The sequence below is a fragment of the Sediminibacterium goheungense genome, assembly GCF_004361915.1.
GTDB lineage: Bacteria > Bacteroidota > Bacteroidia > Chitinophagales > Chitinophagaceae > Sediminibacterium > Sediminibacterium goheungense.
This window is the reverse complement of the sequence record NZ_SNWP01000010.1, coordinates 544,170-568,575: the sequence shown is the minus strand read 5'-3', so window position 1 is coordinate 568,575 and position 24,406 is coordinate 544,170. Positions and strand designations below refer to the sequence as shown.

Annotated in this window: 13 protein-coding genes; 1 reads left to right on the top strand and 12 read right to left on the bottom strand. The window is 40.9% G+C overall.

Going from position 1 to position 24,406, the window contains the following annotated elements:
* Positions 1-37: 37 nt before the first annotated feature.
* Together BC659_RS02460 and BC659_RS02455 are read right to left on the bottom strand one after the other, a co-directional pair.
* Positions 38-1,549 carry a RagB/SusD family nutrient uptake outer membrane protein gene (locus BC659_RS02460; protein WP_162847330.1) on the bottom strand — a complete coding sequence of 504 codons (1,512 nt, stop codon included), beginning with the start codon at positions 1,547-1,549 and terminating at the stop codon, positions 38-40.
* Between the two features lie 21 nt (positions 1,550-1,570).
* Entirely contained in the window at positions 1,571-4,534 is a 2,964-nt protein-coding gene (locus tag BC659_RS02455) for a SusC/RagA family TonB-linked outer membrane protein (RefSeq protein ID WP_133472992.1), read from the bottom strand.
* A gap of 639 nt (positions 4,535-5,173) precedes the next feature.
* Between BC659_RS02455 and BC659_RS02450 the strand changes: the two genes are divergently transcribed.
* Entirely contained in the window at positions 5,174-8,866 is a 3,693-nt protein-coding gene (locus BC659_RS02450; RefSeq protein ID WP_133472991.1) for an HYR domain-containing protein, read from the top strand.
* Between the two features lie 117 nt (positions 8,867-8,983).
* Here BC659_RS02450 and BC659_RS02445 read toward each other — a convergent pair whose 3' ends face one another.
* The 10 genes from BC659_RS02445 to BC659_RS02400 form a co-directional block, all read right to left on the bottom strand.
* A complete protein-coding gene (locus BC659_RS02445; RefSeq protein ID WP_133472990.1) occupies positions 8,984-9,763 on the bottom strand; it encodes a polysaccharide deacetylase family protein in 780 nt (259 codons plus the stop codon).
* Between the two features lie 11 nt (positions 9,764-9,774).
* On the bottom strand, positions 9,775-11,040 hold the full coding sequence (locus tag BC659_RS02440; RefSeq protein WP_162847329.1) for a glycoside hydrolase: 1,266 nt from the start codon (positions 11,038-11,040) through the stop codon (positions 9,775-9,777).
* Between the two features lie 97 nt (positions 11,041-11,137).
* Positions 11,138-12,682 carry an alpha-N-arabinofuranosidase gene (locus BC659_RS02435; RefSeq protein ID WP_133472988.1) on the bottom strand — a complete coding sequence of 515 codons (1,545 nt, stop codon included), beginning with the start codon at positions 12,680-12,682 and terminating at the stop codon, positions 11,138-11,140.
* 34 nt (positions 12,683-12,716) lie between these two features.
* Complete coding sequence (locus BC659_RS02430) at positions 12,717-14,261, bottom strand: glucuronyl esterase domain-containing protein (protein ID WP_133472987.1); 1,545 nt, start codon at positions 14,259-14,261, stop codon at positions 12,717-12,719.
* A gap of 28 nt (positions 14,262-14,289) precedes the next feature.
* A complete protein-coding gene (locus BC659_RS02425) occupies positions 14,290-16,224 on the bottom strand; it encodes a sialate O-acetylesterase (RefSeq protein ID WP_133472986.1) in 1,935 nt (644 codons plus the stop codon).
* Between the two features lie 5 nt (positions 16,225-16,229).
* On the bottom strand, positions 16,230-17,594 hold the full coding sequence (locus BC659_RS02420; RefSeq protein WP_133472985.1) for a putative oxidoreductase C-terminal domain-containing protein: 1,365 nt from the start codon (positions 17,592-17,594) through the stop codon (positions 16,230-16,232).
* Between the two features lie 4 nt (positions 17,595-17,598).
* Positions 17,599-18,981 carry a Gfo/Idh/MocA family protein gene (locus BC659_RS02415; RefSeq protein ID WP_246027069.1) on the bottom strand — a complete coding sequence of 461 codons (1,383 nt, stop codon included), beginning with the start codon at positions 18,979-18,981 and terminating at the stop codon, positions 17,599-17,601.
* A gap of 120 nt (positions 18,982-19,101) precedes the next feature.
* Positions 19,102-20,094, bottom strand: coding sequence for a DUF6807 domain-containing protein (locus BC659_RS02410; RefSeq protein WP_133472984.1), 993 nt, complete (start codon positions 20,092-20,094; stop codon positions 19,102-19,104).
* Between the two features lie 24 nt (positions 20,095-20,118).
* Positions 20,119-22,737, bottom strand: a complete 2,619-nt coding sequence (locus BC659_RS02405) for a glycoside hydrolase family 3 C-terminal domain-containing protein (protein ID WP_133472983.1) — start codon at positions 22,735-22,737, stop codon at positions 20,119-20,121.
* Positions 22,738-22,756: 19 nt separating this feature from the next.
* A complete protein-coding gene (locus tag BC659_RS02400) occupies positions 22,757-24,364 on the bottom strand; it encodes a glycoside hydrolase family 43 protein (RefSeq protein ID WP_211340688.1) in 1,608 nt (535 codons plus the stop codon).
* Between the last annotated feature and the right edge of the window lie 42 nt (positions 24,365-24,406).

The following is a 24,406-nucleotide window of genomic DNA, read 5'->3' as shown; positions in this document are numbered from 1 at the left end:
TGCAAACAGGGAGTTTTTTTATGAAAACAAAATTGAATTAATATCCAGGATTCTGCACCAGATTATTGTTCGATCCGAGTACATTTTCCGGAATAGGTAATGTCCATTCTCTCGCTGTAGCAGCTAATGTACAGCTACCAGATGAAGATACGGATGTACCACAGGGTGCTCCACGGTTAATAACACGTGTAGTTCTTTTCAGGTCAAAGAAGCGATGGCCTTCACCAAACATTTCTCTTCTTCTTTCATCAGCAATTGCATTGATGAGAGCGGCACCTGTTAAAACTACAGGCGTATATCCACTGATACGTGCAGCACGCAGAGCATTCAGATCGGCTAATGCCGTAACTTCATTAGCACCACCCAGACGCGCGTTTGCTTCAGCGCGGATAAGGAACATTTCACCACTGCGAAGCGCAATGAAATTAGCATTACCATCAACCAAGGTTCCTTTACCTCTGTATTTGGTAATCGCCAGGTTTGGAACCGGGTTACTACCTGCAGCGGGTACATTGGTAAAATAAGCCTGGTAACGTAAGTCATTACTTTGAATTAAACCCGTATTACCAGCAATCGTTGCTATATCTGGTACAGGTCTGAAATAACTACGATTACTGGTTGCAAAGAATGCGAGGAAAGAAGGTCCGGACTGACCAGCTTCAAACTGCACATTCCAGATGATTTCACCTCTGTCTGTCTGTTTGTACATACCGGTAAATGCAGCCTGTGTAGTAGCCAGTGGGCGACCATTCAGTGCATTGGTAGCGGCGGTAGCGGCATCAGCCCAGTTACCTGCATAGAGGTTTACCCTTGCCAATAATGCATAAGCTGCATTACGATCGATAAAGGGTCTTGTTAAACCACTGGCAGGATTCACTGCCTGGTCAACATTACCTAATAATGTAACAGCCTGGTTCAGATCAGCAAAGATATTATCATAGTAATCTTTGTTGTTGTTACGGACTGGTTTTACAGAAGTAGAAACGGTGAATTCTTTGATATAAGGCATGGCCAGATCAGCGGTACTGCTACGGTCGTATTTCGGAGCAAAGTAACGGAACAGATCAAAATGTGCCATAGCACGCAAAGCGAAAGCCTGACCTTTGATTCTGTTGGCCTGCCCTTGATTATTCGCATTGGTAAATTTATCAATGTCTCTCAGGATGATATTCGCATGCGCAATGGTATTATACGGTGCTGCATACAGGTTGAAAATCTGACCGGTTGAGGAGTTATACAACCAGTCTGCCATAGCTCTTGAATTGGCGAGTGTTTCAGCAGCAACCTCGTAAACGTTATCGCTCATGATATCCGGCATCAAAGACCAACCGGCACCTGTACCACTACCTGAGCCGAAATAATCATTTGCTCTTAAGGAGCCGTATGCACCTGTTAAAACCTCTTCTACCTGTTTCATGCTGGAAGGGTTACTCAAGGCATCGAGAGAGAATTCGGGAGTCAGTTCAATGACTTCCTTTTTTGAACACCCTTGCACCAACGTAAATGCTGCAAAAGCGACAATTGTATTTTTTATGATCTTGTTATACATATTATGCATTTTGATTGGTGATTAGAATCCAATATTTAAACCGATGGTTGTTTGTACCAGTGCTGGGTACTGAGCACCCACCAATGAGGTTCCAGTTGCTTCAGGATCGAAGCCCTGGAACTTGGTACCAGTCCACCAGTTTTGTCCCTGTACAAAAATACGTGCTGAACGAAGACCCGCTTTTGACAATAACTTGGCAGGTACAGTATAACCCAGAGTTACGTTACGTAATCTCCAGAAACTTCCATCTTCCAGGAAGAAGGTCGTTTGTGTCTGATAAGGGTTGGCTGGGCCTAATGCAGTAGCACCAGATGTTGGTCTTGGAATATTGGTAATATCACCAGGGTTTTTCCATTCTTTCAACAGTTCTACCCACATGTTGTCATAGAAATAAGTTGGGTTAACTACGTTGTTTTTATCGTTGTTATACTGAACCCTGTTCAGGAAGAAGTTCAGCTGCGCACTCAGGTCAAAACCTTTGTAAGCCAGTGAAGTGGTAATACCGCCGAACCATGGGGCATCAGATGTACCCTGGTACACTTTATCATTTGGAGAGTAAACCATGGTTGTACTCTTATCTTTTTTCTGATATTGAGCATTACCATTCGCAGGGTTTACACCAGCGTATGGTACCAGGTATAAAGTATTCAACGCTTTTCCTTCTTTCAGAATGGTGAGACCAGAAACTACTGAATCTGTTGGCAGATCAATAATTCTGTTCTGGTTGTAGGTAATGTTTGCAGCAATGCTGAAAGAAAAGTCTTTTGCTTTGATTACATCACCACGGAGCGATAATTCCACACCACGGTTACGTAAGCTTCCAAAGTTACTTGGGATGCTGCTAAAACCACTGATTGACGGATCGATTGGCAGGGCATAGAACAGGTCCAGTGTTTTTCTGTCGTACAGTTCAATGCTACCGCTCAGTCTTCTTTTCAGGATTGAGAAGTCTAAACCAAAGTTAATGGTACGGTTGGTTTCCCAACGATAGTCTAAGTTACCGGGAGACCCAGGAGACCAGCCACTCACACCCGCATAGGTAGAACGTCCGAAAATAGGAATAGGGAAGTCACCAGCCTGGGTAATGTTGTTACCGGTAGTACCGATACTGGCACGCAAACTCAGGTTATCAAACAGCTTGCTGTTCTCCATGAATTTTTCTGAAGATACAGACCAGGTGAAACCTACAGAACCGAAATTGGCAAAACGGTTGTTCACACCAAAACGTGAAGAACCATCACGACGACCTACTAAGGTTACATAATATTTGCTATCATAACCATAGTTGAAAATACCGAAGTAAGAGTAGATACCATTTCTTGAACCACCGCCACCAATAGCTGGAATGTAGTTGGCATTTGCAGTACTACCTGCGGTTAAACCTGCTTCGTTATTAAAACCATTGGTGAAACCATAACCGGTAAAACCAAAGTTTCTTGAATCGTTTTTAACAACCTCAGTAAACAGTCCACCTTCTACTTCATGCTTACCAAAATTCTGCTTGTAGTTAAGAGAAGTTGTTCCGGTATAACGGAAGTTCCATGAACTGTTTCTGTTAAGTGAACCGTTACGGGCCTGTGCACCCGCAGTACGTGGGTCGTTGAAGTTGGTTGTTTCATTATTGGTATAATCAATACCCCAGTTGGTTCTGGCAGATAAACCTTTCAGGAAAGGGAAATGAAATTCCAGGTAGCTCGTTGCTACTGTTTTTAATTGAATAGAATTATTGTAATCAAGAAACAGTTCCATAGCTCCGTTAGGCTGACCAGAAGTCAGGTAACCTGGGCCGCCGAATTGTTGGAAATCTCCTGTTCTTGGGTCTCTGTCTCTTTCATAAGGGTTAGACCAACGGATAGCATTTAAAGGAGAGCTGATCGTAGTGTTGCCTTCTGCTGTTTGTTTCAGTTTAGAGAAGCCAGCCTGCAGGTTTACACCAAAGCGCCAGTTTTTAATGGTATTGTCTACATTGATGCGGGCAGTGTAACGTTTTAAACCTGTTGTTTTTACGATACCTTCCTGATCCATATATGATAATGACGCAAAGAATTTGCTGGTAGCACTACCACCACTTGCACTGATCATGTGCTGATGTGTCATACCTGTCTGAAACAGTGCATCTTTCCAGCTGAAGTTTACTTTACGCAAGCTATCAGCTTCAGCAGTTGTCCAGCCATAAGGGTTACCACGCTGTAATTCATAAGTAATTTTCTGGTCACTGTTCATCATTACCAGACGATCCTGCGGTAATGTGCTCCATCCCACCTGAGCATCATAATTCAGTTGCAGTGTTCCTGCACGACCGCGACGTGTTGAAATAACAATTACACCATTTGCACCACGTGAACCATACATGGCAGTAGCAACCGCATCTTTCAGCAGTTCCACACGCTCAAAATCGCCCTGGTTAAGGCTGGAAAAATCTGCAGCAGAAATTTCAATACCATCCATAATGTACAATGGTACGTTACCGCCGCTGATTGAACCATTACCACGGATACGAACAATCGCATTAGCACCGGGCTGACCACTGTTTGCAACTACGGAAACACCCGCAGCCTGACCCTGGAGGGCCTGGTCGAATGAACCGAAGGGCTGTTTCTTCACTTCCTGTGCAGAAACGTTTGCAATAGCGCCGGAGAATTTCTTACGCTGAATACTGGTATAACCAGTTACAACAACTTCTGATACGCTGCCTGCATCGGCACTGGTTAAGGTAATGGATAATGCACTTCCTGTCAATGTTACTGTACGGTCGTTAAAACCGAGAGAACTGATTGTAATGGAGGTGGTAGCCGTTGGCAGCGTAACGGAAAAGTCACCACTTGTAGTAGTGGCGCCAACCGGTTTGCCATTGGCGCTAATGGTAGCACCAGAAATAGGTGTACCATTCGATTCTGTTACCTTACCGGTAACAGTTTTGTTTTGAGCGAATGCTGATGCCGTGAAAAGCATTAGCACCGTCAGTAGTGATACAAGTTTTCTCATTTGTTCCAATTTTTAAAGTTTAGGCTTGATTCATAAAATGTAGTGGGCTACATTCTATAGGGTGATGAAAAATTCTTCTATAAATAGTCTGTTATTTCACATTTTTAATTCAATGATTCCCGGTCATAGGAATGGCACCTCTTTGTTATCTGTACATAAGTTTTACTGAAATAGAAGCACCATAACTCATTACTATGATGCCCTGCTCTTTGAAACCATCAACATTCCTCAAATCGTTTTTCTAAAGGCTAGCTCGAAGTGTCAGCACCTTAAATAAGACCACAAGCGGGTAAAAGTGCTGCATTAATAGGTGTAAATGTTAATAAAAGATTAATGCAAACAAAAAAGGATGTGAATATTATTTTAACTAATATATAAAATATTAATTATGATAATATTAAGTGTTATTTTTTTCTAAAATAGAAATGAGTCGTATTCTTTTTTGTAGAAATAAATATAAGTAAAGACTCTACAAATGTATAAAATCAAAGGCCTGATGGTTCAGTAAACCGCTAATTATACCGTTGAAAACACCGCTCATTTTTTTGTAAAATACCGTTTTTTCCACATTGAATTAACAGTTAATATGCAATTGATTATTAAGGTTTTGTAAATCTTATTAACCCTAAATGAAATCCTATGTCTAAAAAGTTACCCATTCTTTTTTCTTTTTTTGCTTTCCTGCTACTTATTACCACTACAAATGCCCAAACGAATTACTACGTTTCAGCATCGGGTGGGGATAACCTGAACGACGGATTAAGTCCGGCAACAGCTAAATCAAGCATAGCTGCAGCTATTGCGGCAGCTGCAAACGGCGATATTATTAATATAGGTGCAGGTACCTATGTGCAAACCACCACGCTTCAGGTTAATAAATCATTGACCATAAAACCCCAGGGCTCAGCCGGATCTGTTACTATCCAAACCAGTGGTGGCACTTATCTTTTTCTGGTAACGGCTCCTCAGGTATCTATCAGTAATCTCGTTATCACCAAAACAGACGATTCTCCCCTTCAAAACCTGATTGGTGTGCAGGCCAATAATTTTGAACTGGCAGGTTGCAACATCAGCGGACAATATGCTATGACAGGGGGTAATGTTTCCCGTGCACTGGAAGTGTCAGGAGGACTTACCGGACTGAATATTCATGATAATACCATCTATAATCTTCGTCAGCCTGGGTATATCAATAATAATGTAACCGGAACGATTACCAATAATCATGTATATGGTACACGCGGTTGGGTGATCATGTCTGATTGTGCCGTGAATTTTTCCGGTAACAGTTGGGGAGCCGGATCCGCAGCGAATTATTATGATATCGCTATTCTTAACGCAACCGTTAATAAGTACACTGATATTGCTGCGGTTAGTGCTGCAAATAATGATGCAACCATCGAAAACCAACATAGTTCATACGGCTCGCCCGTATTATCTCTTGTATTTGTAAATGCTTCTTATGGTGGAGCTACCAAGAACGGATCATTTCGGGATCCATATGCAACCATTACACAAGCCATTCCCCGTGTGGCAGCCGGTGGTAAAATTATTGTTTCACCAGGTACTTATACAGGTAACCATGTGATCAATAAACAAGGCATCAGTCTGTTGTCAACAGGAGGCGCATCCGTAACACATATTAACTCATCTGTAATCGGTCAGAATACGATTGCACTAAACTCAGGTATCAATAATGTAACCATTGGTGCATCCGGTAAGGGTTTTACTATTACCGGTTTTGATAGTAATGGTAGTATTGAAACTGCTGCTATTTATTTATTAGGAAGCCATACCAATATCCGTATTGAAGGCAATGAGATTGTTGCGAATGGAGAACATGGTATTGCGTCTAATTTTAATACCGCAATCGATAATATAATTATCAATGAAAATACTTTTTCAGGGAAAACATTTACCGGAACTGAGCCAGGTGGGTGTGGCTCCGGTACACAGTTTACAGCCGGAAATAATGTGCCTCGCCAACTGGTGGTATTGGGTGGTAGCAATACCGTTACCAATTCTAAAAATGTAACTTTTACCAATAACAGAATAACAGGGATAACCGGTGGTTATAATAGTGCATCTGCTTGTTACCAGGGCAATACACAGATCACTATTGATGTGATCGGAGCAACGATCTCAGGAAATATTTTTGATGGTATTACTTCTACCGGCTCAAGTTTACGTACCAGAGGAAATGCCACTTCTATCTATTGTAACACTTTTTATAACAGAAACCTGGGAGAAAGGGCCACACATATTTTCTTTTTTGACGGTGACCCCTTAGTCAATGCATATCCCAACTCAATTTATGGTATACTGGAATCAAATGCATTTCCCGGTGGAGCAACAGGTTTTATAGCCGGGAATATTCCAGGTAATAATGGTACTTATTTTATTTATAGAGATACGGTTCAGGCTACGGCTGTTAATGCCGCATTGGGCAACAGTTTACCTATGGCTAATGGCTTTACAGGTCTTTCGGTATTCTTAGACCCACTCTTTGATCAAAGTGTTGTGAATGATGCCAATGCCTGTGGAGCTACGGTAAATTTAGAAATGCCTGAAGCTTACAACGTATGTGGTAATACTGGTACTATTACAAAAGATTTTTCAGGAAACTTTTTTCCCATAGGAACTACCAAAGTTACCTGGACAGTTACTGATAAGTATGGCAATACAGATACCGTTTCTCAATCTGTAACCGTGATTGATAATCAGCTTCCGTCGATTGAAGTAACAAGTAGTGTAACACATTGTTTTGCGAGCTCTGGTAGCTATCAGGTACCACAAATTATGGTATCGGATAATTGTGGAATTCAATCTGTATCATATGCTGTAAGCGGCGCAACCAGCAGAACAGGAACTGGTATCGATGCAAGTGGCATTTTTAACGTGGGAACTTCCACAGTAACCTATACTGTAACGGATGTGAACGGTAACCTGAAAACAGGCTCATTTGATGTGGTCATAACACCCGAACCTGCTACCGGTTATGCTGTTAGCTCACCGGATGCATTCTGTAATCAGTTGGTAGTAACAGCCAATACAACACCAGGTGCAAGTTATGTATGGAAGCAGGGTACAACAGTTGTATCTACTCAGCAGGCATTAACACTTGGATTAACCAATGCAGATGGTATTTATGCATTGACCACTACATCAGCTAATGGATGTAGTTCTGCCCCTTCATTATTTACCTATAACAAACAATCTGTAGCAGCCAACTACACTATTCTCGTTTATGATGATGTTAAACTCGGTGTAGGTAATAAACTGGCATCGGGTAGTGTAGGTGTGATGCGTATTTTCGGGAAAGCAATTTTTGAACAAAATAGTGCATTAACAGGAACAGGAGCTTTTGTAAAAGCACCAAGAATATACAGAAATGGAACGGGTATCAGCCTTCCATCTGTTATCAATGGAACAGCGAATGTGGTACTTCCGGTTATGAAGTATAATACGGCATCTACCAGAAACCTTCGTAATTATACAGTTAATAAAAACATCACTACTACAGTAACAGGTAATTATGCTGATCTTACTATACGGGAAGGTGCGAATGTGGTGCTCACAGGTGATAATTTCAAGAAAATAGAGATTGGTGCAGGAGCCCGTGTTCTTTTTAATGCCCCTGTTGTTAATATTGCTGAACTGATTGTGTTGGCAGGTACCAACTCACTCAATACAAGTGTTCGATTTGCTTCAGATGCTGAAGTGAGAATCAGTAATAAGGTAAAGCTTCTGTCTAACTCAAGAATCAATCCTGACCAACGTAAAGTAACATTCTATATGGGTGATGGTAATAAGGATGATGAACGTTTCGGTGTAAATGGTACCAATATACAGTTCACAGGAAATGTATACTTGCCCAAGGGACTAATGAAACTAAGTCAGGAAGGTAAGGCCATCAATAATACATCTGGTGTATTCATGACAGGATTTTTCATTACAGAAGATCTGGAAAGTAATATTTCTAATGTTATCTGGAATAGTTATACCTGTGGTAACGGACCGGCTCTTGTTTCCAATGCATGGACTTCATCTCAGTTCATAACCAGCGATGCTAAAACAACAGAGGATGACTTTACAGTACAGGTGATTGGTAATCCATCTACCAGCTATTTTATATTGAAATTGCAAAGCCGTAGTAGCTTGCCTGTTCAGATCAGGGTTCTGGATGCTGCCGGAAGAATGGTAGAAGCCAAAGCCAATAACAATGCTAATAGTACGGTTCAGATAGGTCATGATTTCAGACCAGGTGTGTATTACGCTGAGTTACAGCAGGGTAGTAACAGAAAAATAGTTCAGTTAATGAAGATGCGTTAATCCCCCTTTCAATAACGGTTGCTTACTTAAAGGCCCGCCATTCGGCGGGCCTTTTTTATTCGGACTCAATGATTTAGTATAGTTACGCGCAGTCTCTTGATAGAAAATGATTAGCTTTTATTTAATCTTTTGTCTGGATTGTAAATATTCTGCCACAGTAATCATAGGTGCAATCATAATATCTTTTTCATTTTGTTTCAGGTAAGTCAGTAGCTGCTGATGTGCGCTGATCGAAACATCTAATCCATTACCACCTCCTACGCCATGGAAAAGAATAACAAGTAAGGAATTCGTAGCTATGGCTTTTTTTACCCATTCAATCATCTGCTCTCCTGTATGGTTATTTACCATATAGCAATCTATATTATACAGGTCTATTTCATTTATTTGATGCATTTCATTCCGTACGGCCCTGGCAGCTACAAAATCTTTTTTCATGGCATTGATAAAAGAGGAGTCCCCGATTTTCATGTCGCCACAAGTAAAAGCAAAGGTTCGTTTGGTTTTACCGTCTAATGCCTGAAGAAATAAATTGGTCATTCTCGTTTCATCAATCATACGCTGTACAGTATAGTTGCGCATATCATACTCGGGTTTTACCCATTCACGTCCTGTACCACCCGTGCATGGATGGTATAATGTGTGATTGCCCAACTCATGCCCTTTTTTATCTAAATTCTTCCACTCATTCAATCTGTTTTGTACCGAACCCGAAAAAGCTGTTACATAAAAACTTGCTTTTAACCCGAGTGAGTCAAGTATTGGAACTGCATTGTCAAGATGCTGGTCTATGGCGTCGTCATAAGTGATAACAACTGCGCATTTTTTGCCATTCCATACCTGTGCATATGTGTTGGTAAAAGAACTAAGGGCAAGAATAATAAGCAGATATTTCATAGGGAATAATATTAATTACCCAATACAATAGTGGTTACACTGTTGGCAGGGGCATCAAAAGTTACTGATTTATCTGCTGCTACAGATAAACTTTTCTTCGACATGGTTAGTGTTTCTGAACTGGTATAGCTGGCAGCTAAAGTCTGGCTAATACCGTTTAGTTTTACATTATTAATAGGGAATGCTTCTGGATTAATGATGACCAATACAATTTGTGCATCTTTTTTATAAGCAGATATTTTCAGGTAATAATTTAACGTGGCATCTGTGCCGATCCTGGCAAACCCAGGCCGTACAAATTTTGAAAAATGCGAAAAGGCAAAACCTCTTTTTAGCACCGCACCATTTGTCGTTCCTTCCTCACCATCTCCCAGGAATGAATAGTATCGTTGCAGGTACCACCAGATATATGCATTCCAATTGTTCATCATGGCATCATGTACAGACACCAGCATTTTGATACTTTCACTCCATTTAGCTGATTCTGAATAAGTGCTCCATTTAGGAGCTCCCGTATTACCGGTATTCAGGTTGAGCAGGTATTCTGTCATCCAGATTTCTTTCTGCTTTTGTTCTGCCAGTGGGAATTTCGCCAAACCTCCTCCATAAATATGTCCAGCAACAATATCAATTTTTTGTGCTGCAGCATCATTCGATAAAATGGCGTTGGTCATATTCTGGTTAAAATTCAGTGATTCCGGTGCAGCAACCTTGGCACCTGTGATCTGTCCGGGAGCATTCAGAAAATTAATCATTTCATCTGCTGTCCAATCACACGATTCATAAGTAGGTGTCCAGTCAGGTTCATTCTGGATTGATACTACATCAATGGTAGCGCCATTTGACTTCATATATGCAATGAACTCATTGATATAATTTTTGAAGGCAGTATAGTTTTGTGGTAATAACCTTCCCCTGATATCGCTATTATTATCTTTCATGGAAGGAGGTGGGGACCATGGGCTGGCCAGTACTTTTACGCCATTTTTGTTGGCTTCTTTTACTGCTTCAATGATAATGGGCCATTCGGTTTTGTTGGAGGATAGTCGAACCCTGAATAAACTCAGACCCAATTCTGTTTCGCCGGTACCAAATGCTTTCTGAGCCTCTGCAGGTGTTAGCGACTGTGTTCCCCACATTCGGTTGGCACCACCAAAACCCGATATGGTCTGGTAGGTGATTTGTGTATTAAAACTGATGGCCACCGAAGGACTTGTAGGTACAGGTGCTGGATTGGTGTTGTTTGTTTTTTTGCATGCTATGATCAGTAGTAGCATACAAAAAAGATAAATATTCTTTTTCATGTCAGGGTTTATGATTGATTGTTATTTCCTGTTTTGTCGATAAAACAAAACAGGAAATATTGAGGGTTTATTATTTTAATTCGAGTACTACAACGCTGAATGGAGGTAGTGTAACTTTTAATTCGTTGCCTATAAGAGTAGCTTTGTTGAAAACAACAGGTGTAATGAGGTTTGGATTTTCAAAGCTATTATGGTCCTGAATTTTTGATGAACTAAGGATACGGCCGGTTACAGATTTAGCACCCAGTTCTCCAAGGTTGATAGTTATATTTTGTTCTTTGTTACTATGAATATTAACGAGTGAGACATGTGTTGATCCGTTTTTATCTTTTGATGCAGAAACAGAAACTGCCTTTAATTTTTTATCACCCATCACATAATCCTCACTATTTACTGTTACAGGTATCATAACGGCATCCTGGTGTACATTGTACATCTCCATAACATGGTAGGTAGGTGTGAGTACCAGTTTTTCTTCTTTGGTGAGTATAACAGCCTGTAATACGTTTACGATCTGTGCCAGATTAGCCATACGAACCCTGTCGGCATGGTTGTGAAATATGTTGAGTGATAAACCTGCAATCATGGCATCACGCATAGTGTTTTGCTGGTATAGGAAATTTTTATTGGTGCCGGGTTCAACTTCATACCAGCCACCCCATTCGTCTACAATCAGGGCCACTTTTTTTTGTGGATCATATTTATCCATCACTTCACTATTCTTTGCAATAAATTTATCCATGCGCCATGCCTGCTCCATAGTACGGAAGTATTCCTGTTCTGGAAATTGGGTAGCTGAACCTTTTGCTGCCCAGTTGATCACTGAATAGTGATGTATCGATAAACCTTCTATTAATTTGAGTGGGATATCGCGCATCACAGTTTCTGTCCAGTTATAATCTTCAGACCCTGGGCCAACAGCTATACGAAATAAATTTTCTGAATTACCATAGTTGGTTATATGCGTTGCATATTTACGATACTCAGCAGCATATTGACTGGCAGTCATATTACCACCACAATCCCACGATTCATTTCCAACACCCCAGTATTTTACATTCCAGGGTTTTGATCTTCCGTTTTTGGCCCGCAGATCTGTTAGGTAGCTGCTTCCGTTGGCATGGTTTACATATTTTACCCAGTCTGAAGATTCCTGAACAGTACCGCTCCCCATATTAAGAGCGAGATAAGGTTCGGCTTTAATCATTTCACATAATTCAAGGAATTCATGTGTACCGAATGCGTTGTTTTCGCGCACATTTCCCCAGGCTACATTTTCAGTATGTTTTCTTTCTGCTTTCGGGCCAATACCATCCATCCAGTGGTAACCGTCGGCAAAGCAACCGCCCGGCCATCTTAATACCCCCACTTTCAGTTTTTTTAAGGCATCAACAATATCAAGACGAATACCTTCTTTATTGGGTATTTTTTTATTGTCGCCTACATATAAACCATCATATACACAACGCCCCAGATGTTCAGCAAAATGGCCATAAATATTTTTACTAATAGTGTCTTTGGCTTTTGCTGGTTGCAATACCACAATATTTTGAGCAGATACAGTATTTAGTAATAAAATAAGTACCGGTGTCAGCAGATAACTCTTTTGTTTCATGTCTTATCTTTTATATGATGGATTCTATAATGATTTAGTTTGATTTTTTTTCATAACCCAGCATTTTAGTGGCCCAGGGAATAAAATATTTGAAATTGGGCGCATCAGTATGTCCGCCATCATGTTGGCGCCATGCAAGATGACCATCCAGCAAACCTGTAAGTACGGGTGGCATTTTCTCACGCATGTAATCATTGGATACGCCAATATCTTTTGCACCCAGTAATTTGAATACAGGACCTGCAGCCACAGTAGCCATATAACTACCCGTTTGATCTAGCCATTTGGCATCACCTTTTTCCGGAATACCATAACTGATAAAAGTAAGCCTTGGAGCAGCCATGGCGAGTAAACCGTGTGAATCTGTTGTAAGGTTGCAACCTGTTTTACTGCCGAAGTCAGATTCTTCCGTGCCGTATTTCAAATAATTGCCGGCCATCCAGTGATATTCACCACTACCGGTTAAACTTTCTACGGCTTCTCCGAAGATGCGTCGGTGTAAAGTGGCACCTCCTTTTCCGGAAGATCCGATTAAGCCAACGGCAAAACGTTGATCAAATGCGAGGGTTACCAGTGCAGCTTTACCATAACGTGATACACCTTCGATACCTACTTTTCTGGCATCAACCAGTGAATCTTTTTCTAAATAATCAAGCGCACGGGACGCACCCCAGGCCCAGGCCCTTAATGCCCCCCAGTCATCTGGCTTACGTGGCTGACCTTTATTCACTAGGCCAATGATACCTTTGGTAAGTCCTGAACCATTGTCGGCCTGTATGCTAGCCGGTTCTATGGTTAGGTAACCCCAGCCCGCAGCCAGTAATTGTTCTGTAGGAGAGGGGTCGCCAGCAGGTGTAGCCGTAAACGGATTAGCAACTGCTAATCTGGTAATAGGCGAATAGGCCGGATAGCGATCAAAAATATCTTTCATCGAAGGATCATTTTTAATCATCAGTGCCTTAAAAGCAGTATTGATTTTTTCAAGATCGGCAGGTGAGGGCTGTGCGGGCGCAGGAAAGGATGGAAAACCAAACATCATCAAAACCGGTACTGGGCCCTTCACATTGGTCGGTACTACCAGCATCATATTGATATCTACATTGATGAGTGGATAGGCACTGTTGTCTACATGACCCACTATCTGCTTTACAATAGCTGGCGTTCTACCAATAAATTCCCTGTCGGTTATTTTTATTTTCCATTCAACATCGGGAATGTTGGCAGGTAGTTTTCCATACATCTCCTGCTCAATCATATTTACCAGTTCCGGTCTTCGTTCTTTCCACCAATTTTCAGCAGTACTTATTTTTTTGCCAGTTTTTGTGGTGAGTAAATCTGGAAGTTCAGGACAGGGATTCGCTTTCGCTTCATCATAATTGGCAGCATTGGGTGCATTTTCATTACCACTTGGCCCGGGTCTTAGTTTTTTAATGCCCAGTTGCTGCATCATGTTCTGATGATCTTGTTGTGTAGTAAAATTTACAGGTTTCTGATATTTACTGGTATCAATAACCTGTGCTTTTGTAATGCTACTAATGGAAAGTGCGAGTAGCAGGATGATTGGTGTTTTTTTGGTCATAACAAATTTTGTTTGGCTAAGCATATGATTATTGATCAGTCCTGAAAGGTGATGCCGGTAATCCTTCTTTATTGTATAGATTAGGCTGTACCGGATTATCGGCCCATGCGTAACGTATATACATGGGTTGTTTGATCTCATCGCTCCACACTATTATTTTAGTGCCCTCAATTTTTGCTTTGCCCCATACAAATTTTTTATCTGCGCCTGCTATGGCGAAATCTCCCGGGGCTTCTCCGTCATTGGTAATCAGACCGCTGCCTGTATGATCGAAGCTGATGCTAATGGTATTGCCTTCAATAGCAGCTGATTTGAAAAGAGGGCCTGAGTAAACAATGTTTTCGTTGTAGGCAAGTTTTAGTGCAGCCAGTGAGAGTCTTTCGCCTACATCTTTTTTATTATCCGGATGTATATCATTCCATTCTCCCAGATCAATGGCTACGGCCATGCCTGTATTGGGTGTACTTAGTGCTTTAAGCTGTGCTTCTCTTAATAAGGCCCATCCGCTTTCGGAAGGCAGGTAATTATAATCCATAAAGCCAGGTAATTGTACATAGAGAAACGGCAGGTTTCCCTGGTTCCACTTATTGCGCCAGTCATTTATTAAAGCGTACATCAGTTTTTCATATTCCTGTGGTTTACCTGCATTGCTTTCTCCCTGATACCAGCAGAAGCCTTTAATGGTATAATTTGTTTCAGGAGCTACCATTGCATTGTATAAAGCAGCAGGTTGATTTTGTGCATTGATGCCCCCTCCTCCAAAACCACCACTCTGGAAAGGCCTGTTCACGAGTCCGACTTTATATTGCCAGGTTCCTTTCAGATCAACTGTGTCACTGCCTGAAAAGATGCAATACGGTTTATCAGGAACAAATCCACCTTTGCCGTTTGAGTTGGTTACCCGTATGATGAAAATATTTTTACCAGCTTTTAATAGATCCGCTGGTACTGTATACCGACGCTGTGGATACATATATGTAGTATTACCAACCTGCTTACCATTAATGTATAATTCATCAGCATCTACAATTCTTCCTAAAAACACCTTGGCCTGTTTGCCTGCCATTGATGCTGGAATATCTACTTCCCTTCTATACCATACAACACCGTTGAGGTCTTTTACACCCTGATCTTCCCAATAGCCGGGTATATTAATATTGCGCCAGTTAACAGGTTTATACAATGGATCAAACCATTTAAAAGCACCCGTCATTCCAGCGTCAACAGGTGGAGCAGGCCTGTTAAAATTTCCAGCTGGTCTTCTGTTTAAACTGTTCAGATAGGCAGTGTCCTTGTTTTTTTGAATTGTAGAAGTTAATACAGAAAAGTCTTTCAGTCCTTCCTCACTGGTCCAGGCTTCAATAGGAGTACCTCCTACACTGGCATTAATAATGCCAATAGGTACTTTATATCGCTCGTAAATTTTTCTGGCAAAAAAATAGGCAACTGCAGAGAATGGACGAATGTCTTCACCTACTGCTGATTTCCAATAGCCATAAGGCAGATCATTTTGAGGCCCTTGTAAACTGGTAAGTGTTGGTATCCAGAATTGCCTGATGGCTGGATTATTGGCTTCGGCAATATCTTTTGCATAGGTAATATCATGAATATTCAGTTGGTGTACCATGTTAGACTGTCCGCTGCAAAACCATACATCCCCCACGAGTATATCTTTTAATATAATTTTATTCTTACCACTTAGTTCCATGGTATAAGGACCTCCGGCTTTTGTTGGAACAAGCTGAAAAATCCACTTCCCATCTGTGCCAGTTTTGGTTTGGTATTTTTTTCCGTTAAAGCTGGCAGATATATTTTCGCCCGGAGTGGCCCAGCCCCAGATATTAACTTTTGTATCTCTCTGTAATATCATACTATCTCTTACCAGTGTTGGTAGTTTTATCTGTGCATTTATTGCCTTACAAATGAAGCAATGAAGAAGTAGTAATGGTATTATTTTTTTCATGGATCTTATTTTTTCAAAGCAAGTGTTAATGCAGTAGTAGTAGTATAATATTTAGCAATCATATTCGGCACTTCCCATGCAGGCATCGAATTATTTTTTACATAGTTCAGGTAATTCTCCATTACGCTGGCAAAATGTGCTTCGTGCCCTTCTTTTAGTGTATCAGGTATCTTAACGATCCAGCCCTTTTTAACAGCAGATAATTGAATGCCATTGTATTTTTCCGCTAATTTTTTTATGGCATCCATAAGTACTTCTTTATATGCAGCATTATGTTTTACGGGTTCAATGTAAAGTGTGGTCTGAAATTGTTCTTCTTTACCCTGTCTGATGATCAGATTGGCTTTTGTGCCTCTCATGATTGAGTAGTGGGTATCGCCGCTTCCTTCCGGTGCTTTATAATTCCATATAACGGATGTTTTTGCATGTATACCTTTAAGTATATAATTGATTTCCCCATTGGAAAACACTTCGATGATTGAGTCGTTTTTTTCAGGTTTAAGGAAAGAAGGGAATGCCGGTAACTTCGTGATGGCTGTAAATTCATGTAAGGTAACGGGTGTTGACCATCGTTTTGCAGAAAGAACCCTGATATCTTTTGTGTAGTCAATAATGGTTTCCGGAAAACATTCCCATTGTACAAGATCAACGAGATGTGTCATTACATCTGCAATACCTTCTCCCTGCTGTGCAACATCCAGAAACCAGGCAGGTCGTGTAAGTACTGATCCAGAAACATATTTATAAAAATGATGTACACTTTCTTTCGTGATAGCAGGATGATCCTGGCTTCCTTTTTCAAGAGTTCCAAAAACTTCGGGGAGCTTTGATAATTCTCTTTGCAAGATGGTATTGATTTCAAACCTTTCAGTCATGATATCATATAACAGGTGTTTGTTTTTTTCAGCAATGGCAAAAGCCTGTTTCAGTTTTTCAAAACCTATCGCATCTATCGCCATCGGTTTATCGGCCAATACATGAAATCCATTTTGAAGAGCTGTAAGTATATAATCTGTTTTTTTCTGGTTATTGCCACTCAGTACTACGAGATTACCTTTTTTCTCCTGAATCATTTTTTCAAAAAAATCATCACCTGTATATACCTGTTCATTCCATTGTGTAGGGTTTTCTTTTCTGTTATTGTAGCTGCTGATTCTATCTAGGTGAAGTTGCAGATCATTTCCGGCAGGTGCATACACGTATACAGTAGAATCTATGTCGGGATACATCGTTTTCTGTACCAATGCAGCGTGGAAATGTCCCGGATCTATCGTAATCAGCTGAAAAGGTTTCTGTTTGGTAAGGTTTGAGTCTTTGCAAGCCATACATATTAAAAACAGACTGCTTACTTTAATAATTGTTTTTTTCATTACATCACTCTTTTACTTCATATTGTTTTCTTTGTGGGCGGCTGAGCATGGCATTGGCTTCTGCATCATTTTTAAATTGCTCTTTTTTGGGATCCCAGTAAAGCTTTCTGTTCAGCTTCATGGCAATATGGTGCAGTAAACAGGCTGAGCAGGCGCGATGGGCTTCTTCTACAGGTGCAATGGTAGCTTTGTTATCTCTGATCGCTTCGAGCCAGTTGCCATGGTGCTCCTTGCTTACTGTAAAATGAAATTCATTTTCTCCAATAACAGAAGTAAGGAGGGAAGGGTCGCTGGCATCCAGTCTTTTAGCTCTCTCTCCTGGTTTTGACGGATCGGATGATGTTACCTGATAGTCGCCCCTTGAAACGAAGATCCATCCCTTTGTTCCTTCGAATTTTATTCCATTTTGAAATTCATTGCTTACAATCATCGTAACACCATTGGCATAACGGGCACCGGTTTTAAATATGCCGTGTACATCCCAAAGGCCACCGCTAGCAAATTCAGCTTTTTCTGACCATATTTCAACCGGGCCACTGGTTTCCATGCCCATTCCCCAATGCGCACTGTCTATATGATGTGCCCCCCATCCCGTAATCATACCGGCGCCAAACTGTTCGCATCGTAACCAGCCTGGTCGATCATACCCTGATTGTGGATGCACCCTGTCTACTGTATAATAAACTTCAGGTGTAGATGCCAGCCACATATCGTAATCAAGATTAGATGGTACAGGCATTTTTTCTTTATTGCCACCAGGAGGATCTCCGGGTAAACCCACATATACGGTTTTGAGCTCACCGATTCTTCCGTTTCTTACCAGTTCAGCGGCATATCGAAACTGATCGCTGCTTCTCTGTTGACTACCGATTTGAAATTTAATACCACTTTTGGTTACTACATTACTGATAATTCTTCCTTCAGCAATGGTAAGAGAAGCCGGCTTTTGCATATATATATGTTTCCCGGCTCTAGCTGCAGCTGCACCAATCATTGTATGCGTGTGATCGGGTGTGCTGATGAGTACTGCATCTATATCTTTATTTAACAGCAGTTCCCGATAGTCTGTATACATTTTTACACCGTCGAATGGTGTACCATTCTTTTTGGTATAATATTCATTCACTAGTTTTTTCCCTTCTTCCGCTCGTTTACTATCCAGATCGCAAACGGCCATCAACTGCGCATAATCATATTGCCACACTCCTGGCATGTCATGTATACGTGCAATCCGACCACTACCAATGGCGGCTATGTTAATACGATTACTGGGTGCATTTTTTCCGAAAACACTGATGGGTACAATGGAGGGAAATGCCAGCATAGCAGATGCCTTTAGAGAATTACCCAGAAACGTCCTGCGTGATTGCTTTCTTTTGGTCATCATGAGTTGGTTTATGTGAATGAATATTCATTTATACTACATTAAGATTGTCCATATAGCGTGGTCTCTGCTATTCCAATAGCCCTATAACCAGCGCCGCTCTTATTTCCCATGCTGCTTCAGCTATTTTACCTCAGCTACATATGACTGCCAGGCTTTCTCTGCTTTTACTGCATCCTTTTTACCGTTAAAAACCACCATTCTGTATTTCAATATATAAGTCTTGCCGGGTTCCAATAGCCAGTCTTTGTCTTTGGTAGGAGCAAAATTTACAAATACATCTCCACGTCCACCATTCGCTTTTTTGTCCCAAATACGCAATGGTTCAGGATGGTTGTAATTGGAAGGATGTGATAACATCATGATTCCACCTTCATCATTATCGGGCAGAGATCCATATGTGATGATCCACTTCGCTTTTGAATTATCCGTATTGTCTCTTGTATTACCTTCAGAAGTGAGCATTTCTGAATTGTCTTTGTTCCAGTACTCTGTAGCACGCCATCCTAAACCTGCATAACGATAGGCTACAATTAATAAAGGGCTCGTAGTTGCACATTCCATTCTGGAAGTGATATCAATCACATATGACTTGTCTTTTTCATTATAAGAATGGACTTTTACGGTTTGCCACTCATTTAACGCCACTTTTTCACTGCCATTTTTCTTAAATACAATGTGTTCATGTAATGCGGTATATTCCACTGCGTCAGGGGTACTTTTTTGCGAAGTAAATTTTGCAAAACGAACTGTTCCCTGATGACCTTTTATATTCCAGAAATCAACAGTGTCTTTCTCGAAAACAGTATGTGTCCATGGGTTCCATATACCATAATGATGGTAATGATCTGGTGGTTGTATCCTTGTAAGGGTTTGTCCGTTGGGTGTATTTAATGGATGAATAAATCCACTTCTTTTATAATTAGTATCCTGACCGGCTGGAGGATATGCGGTATTGAATTGATAGGTAAGCAGCTTTTGCTGCTTGTAGCCAATATGTAGGCCATCTGAAATATCCAACCATAATTTTTCCTTTTTCTGTGCTAGGGAAATATTACAGGCGAACGTCAGTAAGAAAGCGGCAAATAGAACGCTTCTGTTTTTTGTTTTTTTCATGGTATGGCATTTATATACTGCAGATTACAATACCTGCAATTCGGTACTTACTACATTACTGGTTGTTTTATTTTTAACACCCGGTTGTCCGCCACCAATACTTATCTGCACTTTTCCCTTTGGCTGATAACTCATTCCATTGCTTTCATTTACCAATGAAAGATCTTCCGGGCTGAGAACAAAATCAATCAACCTGCTTTCGCCAGCTTTCAACAGAATTCTTTGAAATCCCTTTAAAGCACGTACTGGTATTTTATGTTTTGTTTGCTGATGTGATACATATAACTGCACCACTTCTTCTCCATCTTTTTCGCCTGTATTTTTTACCTGTATACGAATTTTTACGGGTTTATTTACTGTAATGGATTTAGGGATGGTTAGACCTGAATAAGTGAACCTGGTATAGCTGAGGCCATATCCAAAAGGATATAAGGGATTCCCTTTAAAATAGCGATACGTTCTGCCTTCCATAGAATAATCTGAAAATCCCGGGAGGTCACTATCTTTTTCATAAAAAGTTACCGGAAGGCGACCAGCGGGGTTGTAATCTCCAAAGAGTACATCTGCAATAGCAGTTCCTGCACTTTGTCCACCATACCATGCATTCATAATAGCTGGTATATTGCTGCTTTCCCATGGGGTAGCAATAGCGCTGCCAGTCATCATTACGAACACTACGGGTTTACCGGTTGCATGCAATGCTTTGAGTAAATTGGTTTGTACAACGGGTAGTTGAATACTGGTTCGATCGCCACCGTTAAAACCGGGGTAATCAACCCTCATTTCTTCTCCTTCCAGTTGAGGAGAAATACCTCCCGCAAAAATGATGGCATCTGCACCTGATAATCTGTTGGCTAAAGCTGTAAAATCTGTTTTTTCAAAATTACCAGTACGGAGTCTGACATTGGCTTTCCCATCACCCTGCCAGTATTCAAGAACGATCTTATAAACAGTATCCTTCTTTGTCTTGAGTCGATAGGTACGTGCTCCCCAACGGTTGCGCTGCCATGCATTGATGACTTCTTTTTCATTGATGATGAGCCGATATCCGTCATCAGCTTCTACTTCCAGACTAAATTCTCCATCCTTTGTAGCTGTGAAAGCAGAACTGTAACGGGCAGAAAAATTATTGGCTTTTATGCCATCAACCACGTTTTCACCTTCCTGCCAGAAATGATCTGGTATTTTCTCCATTTTGCTGATAAGGGGAGTACCGCTCAATTCACGGTTATTATAGTATTCAGCTTTGAATCCCTGCTGGCCGTTCCAGTTAAAGCTTGTTGATTGGTCGCTATAAATTAATAAAGTATCATTGGTGAAATTGATAGCTTTCTCATATATTATTTCAACATTGCTGCCTAATTTGTTTCTAATACCCTGTAATAAAGTAATCACTTTTGATGGAACACCATTGTAGTTCCCGAGTACAGCAATGCTATTGTCTGCATTCGGACCAACTACTGCAATTTTTTTAATTTTTTTGGAAAGTGGTAAGGTGTTGTTCTCATTTTTCAATAATACGATCGACTGTTGTGCCATTTTCAAAGCATGTGCCTGATGAGCAGGGGCTTCCAGGGCAGATGCCGGTGTTTGCGCATAGGGCACCATTGATGGTGGATCAAACATACCCAGTTTAAAACGGGTAGTGAATAATCGCTTTAGCGAAATATCAATTTGTGATTCTTTGATAAGTCCTTGTTTTACCGCATCAATCAGTGTTTTATATACGGTCTGGCCACATTCCAGATCAGTACCATGTAGTACGGCATCCACTGCGGATTCAGTTGCAGATGCATGTGTTTTATGGTATTTATAAAAATCATCGATGGCCCAGCAATCGCTGGTAACATATCCTGTGAATTTCCATTGTTTGCGGAGTATATCATTCATCAAAAGATCATTACCGCAGCAGGGTTGCGTGTTTACTGCATTATACGCACACATTACACCTTCTACATTGGCTTTTGTAATCAATTCTTTAAAAGCTGGCAGATAAGTATCCCAGAGGTCATACACAGTAGGGTTGAAATTATCGGAATGCCTGGATGGTTCAGGGCCACTGTGTACCGCAAAGTGTTTGGCACATGCCGCTGCTTTCAGGTATTTTGGATCATTACCCTGTAAGCCTCTTACAAAAGAAGCACCCAGGTATTTTGTTAGAAATGGATCTTCGCCATAAGTCTCCTGCCCGCGACCCCATCGCGGATCTCTGAAAATATTGATATTGGGTGTCCAGTAAGTAAGACCCAGGTAACGTTCATTGGTTTTGTTTTCCTGAATAGCTTTGTTATGTACGGCCCTTCCTTCAATGGCGGAATAATCGGCCATCGTTTTTAAGGAATTGGTATCCCAGGTAGCCGCCATCGCAATGGCCTGTGGGTACGATGTAACTTTATAAGGTGTTCTTGCTACTCCATGTAACACTTCGTTCCACCAGTCGTATGCAGGAATACCCAATCGCGGTACTGCTGGTGTAGCGTTTAACATTTGTGCAACTTTTTCTTCTAATGTCAGTCTTTTTACCACATCATTTACCCTTAGTTCCATGGGTAAATGATGATTCCACATAGGGTATGATTTATATTCCTGTGCTTTACTGTGTAATCCGGTAAGTAGCAGGGCAATGGCAGCAATCTTTTTCATAAGCAGTTCAATGGATCATTTATTTATACATATCATCGTTATTTTTTATTTCAAACCAATCATAGTGAGCCTGACTAGCAGATGGCTTTCCATTTGAAGTTGCATACATGGCATAAACGCACCCCACAAAACCACCTGCTGATTTTGTACTCAGATATTTTGCATCTGCATGATCCATCAACACATTCCATTTGTCTTTCTGTGTGGCATAATAGAAAGCATACTCATCTGTTTTTGCTTCTATTTTAAAATAGATTTCTTTTCCTGCCTGTATATTCAGAGGAATAGATTTCACTAATGAATCGGCTTTATAGAGTTCTACAACCTCTTTACCTTCTTTAATGGATTTGCACAGGTAGTAATGCACTTTTTCATTCTGAAATAAAAGAATGCCGGCTTTTTCATTTTCTGATGCAGGTGTAAAGTTGAGAGCTGTAGCTGCATAGCCCTTCAGGTGTGGCTGGTGAAAAGAAATAAAAGATGGATTTCCCCTGCCTGAAGCGGTTTCACTTTGTAATTGTAACGACAATGATCCAGGTTTGTTCTTAAGACTGTACCATTCATTTCTTACTGTTCTCAGAAACTGGTATCTCACATTTAATGAAGACTGATCGAATTCATCTTTGAAATGATAGTTGCCATTAAATGCTTCCCGTTTTTTATCAATTTTGGCATTGATGGGATAGCTGTATTTTACTTCATCTCCACCGAGGTCAAACTCAGGCCAGCCGTTTTTCCAGACCACAGGTGCCATAAAAGTTTCTCGTCCGGTATTGTAATAGTCATCACCATAGGCTCGGCAGGCAAGAAATATGCCCCACCATTTACCGTCTTTACCCTCTACAAAATCAGCATGCCCGGCAGTGGTAATCGGATATTTTCTTTTTGGGTCAAGCTGCCTCTGGGTAAGGATAGGATTCTTCTCGTAAGAAACGAAGGGACCTTCAGGTGATTTACTTCTGAAAACCACTTCAGAATGATTATAACCGGTTCCGCCTTCTGCACATATTAAATAATACCAGCCATCTTTTTTTATAAAGTGAGGTCCTTCAATCCAGACTGGTTTTTTGGCCATATCGGTTCCTCCATTGATTAATAATTTTTCTTCACCAATTACTTTGAGGTTTACAGGATCGAATTCAAACATCCGGATCGTTCTGTGTCCATCGTGCATGGATACATTGTTCGGTGGAATACTGTTGAAAACGATATAGGTCTTTCCATTATCATCAAAGAACAGAGATGGATCAATGCCATTTACCTGGGGCAGTTTTACCGGATTAGTCCAGGGGCCTTTCGGATCTTTGGCAGTGATGACAAAGTTGCCCAATTTGCTTACTTCGGTACACACAATGTAAAATGTGCCATTATGATATGAGATAGAAGGTGCAAATAATCCTCTCGATACCCCTGCGCCGTCAAGATTAAGCTGTTCCGGTCTGTTCATCGCATAGCCAATCTGTTTCCAGTTAAGCAGATCCTTACTGTGAAACAGCGGAAGACCAGGATAATATGCAAAAGAAGAGTTGACGATATAGTAGTCTTCACCCGCTTTGCAAATGCTCGGATCAGGGTAATAACCTGCAAGAATCGGATTCTGGAATGATTGAGCTGGCATTTTGATCATTACAGATGTTAGCAGTATAAGGGATAATATCCTTCTAATCAT

What these genes read in the sequence shown, in the direction of transcription:
- BC659_RS02460 (WP_162847330.1), bottom strand. Translation starts at nt 1,549, where the DNA reads ATGTATAACAAGATCATAAAAAATACAATTGTCGCTTTTGCAGCATTT.
- BC659_RS02455 (WP_133472992.1), bottom strand. Translation starts at nt 4,534, where the DNA reads ATGAGAAAACTTGTATCACTACTGACGGTGCTAATGCTTTTCACGGCA.
- BC659_RS02450 (WP_133472991.1), top strand. Translation starts at nt 5,174, where the DNA reads ATGTCTAAAAAGTTACCCATTCTTTTTTCTTTTTTTGCTTTCCTGCTA.
- BC659_RS02445 (WP_133472990.1), bottom strand. Translation starts at nt 9,763, where the DNA reads ATGAAATATCTGCTTATTATTCTTGCCCTTAGTTCTTTTACCAACACA.
- BC659_RS02440 (WP_162847329.1), bottom strand. Translation starts at nt 11,040, where the DNA reads ATGCTACTACTGATCATAGCATGCAAAAAAACAAACAACACCAATCCA.
- BC659_RS02435 (WP_133472988.1), bottom strand. Translation starts at nt 12,682, where the DNA reads ATGAAACAAAAGAGTTATCTGCTGACACCGGTACTTATTTTATTACTA.
- BC659_RS02430 (WP_133472987.1), bottom strand. Translation starts at nt 14,261, where the DNA reads ATGACCAAAAAAACACCAATCATCCTGCTACTCGCACTTTCCATTAGT.
- BC659_RS02425 (WP_133472986.1), bottom strand. Translation starts at nt 16,224, where the DNA reads ATGAAAAAAATAATACCATTACTACTTCTTCATTGCTTCATTTGTAAG.
- BC659_RS02420 (WP_133472985.1), bottom strand. Translation starts at nt 17,594, where the DNA reads ATGAAAAAAACAATTATTAAAGTAAGCAGTCTGTTTTTAATATGTATG.
- BC659_RS02415 (WP_246027069.1), bottom strand. Translation starts at nt 18,981, where the DNA reads ATGATGACCAAAAGAAAGCAATCACGCAGGACGTTTCTGGGTAATTCT.
- BC659_RS02410 (WP_133472984.1), bottom strand. Translation starts at nt 20,094, where the DNA reads ATGAAAAAAACAAAAAACAGAAGCGTTCTATTTGCCGCTTTCTTACTG.
- BC659_RS02405 (WP_133472983.1), bottom strand. Translation starts at nt 22,737, where the DNA reads ATGAAAAAGATTGCTGCCATTGCCCTGCTACTTACCGGATTACACAGT.
- BC659_RS02400 (WP_211340688.1), bottom strand. Translation starts at nt 24,364, where the DNA reads ATGATCAAAATGCCAGCTCAATCATTCCAGAATCCGATTCTTGCAGGT.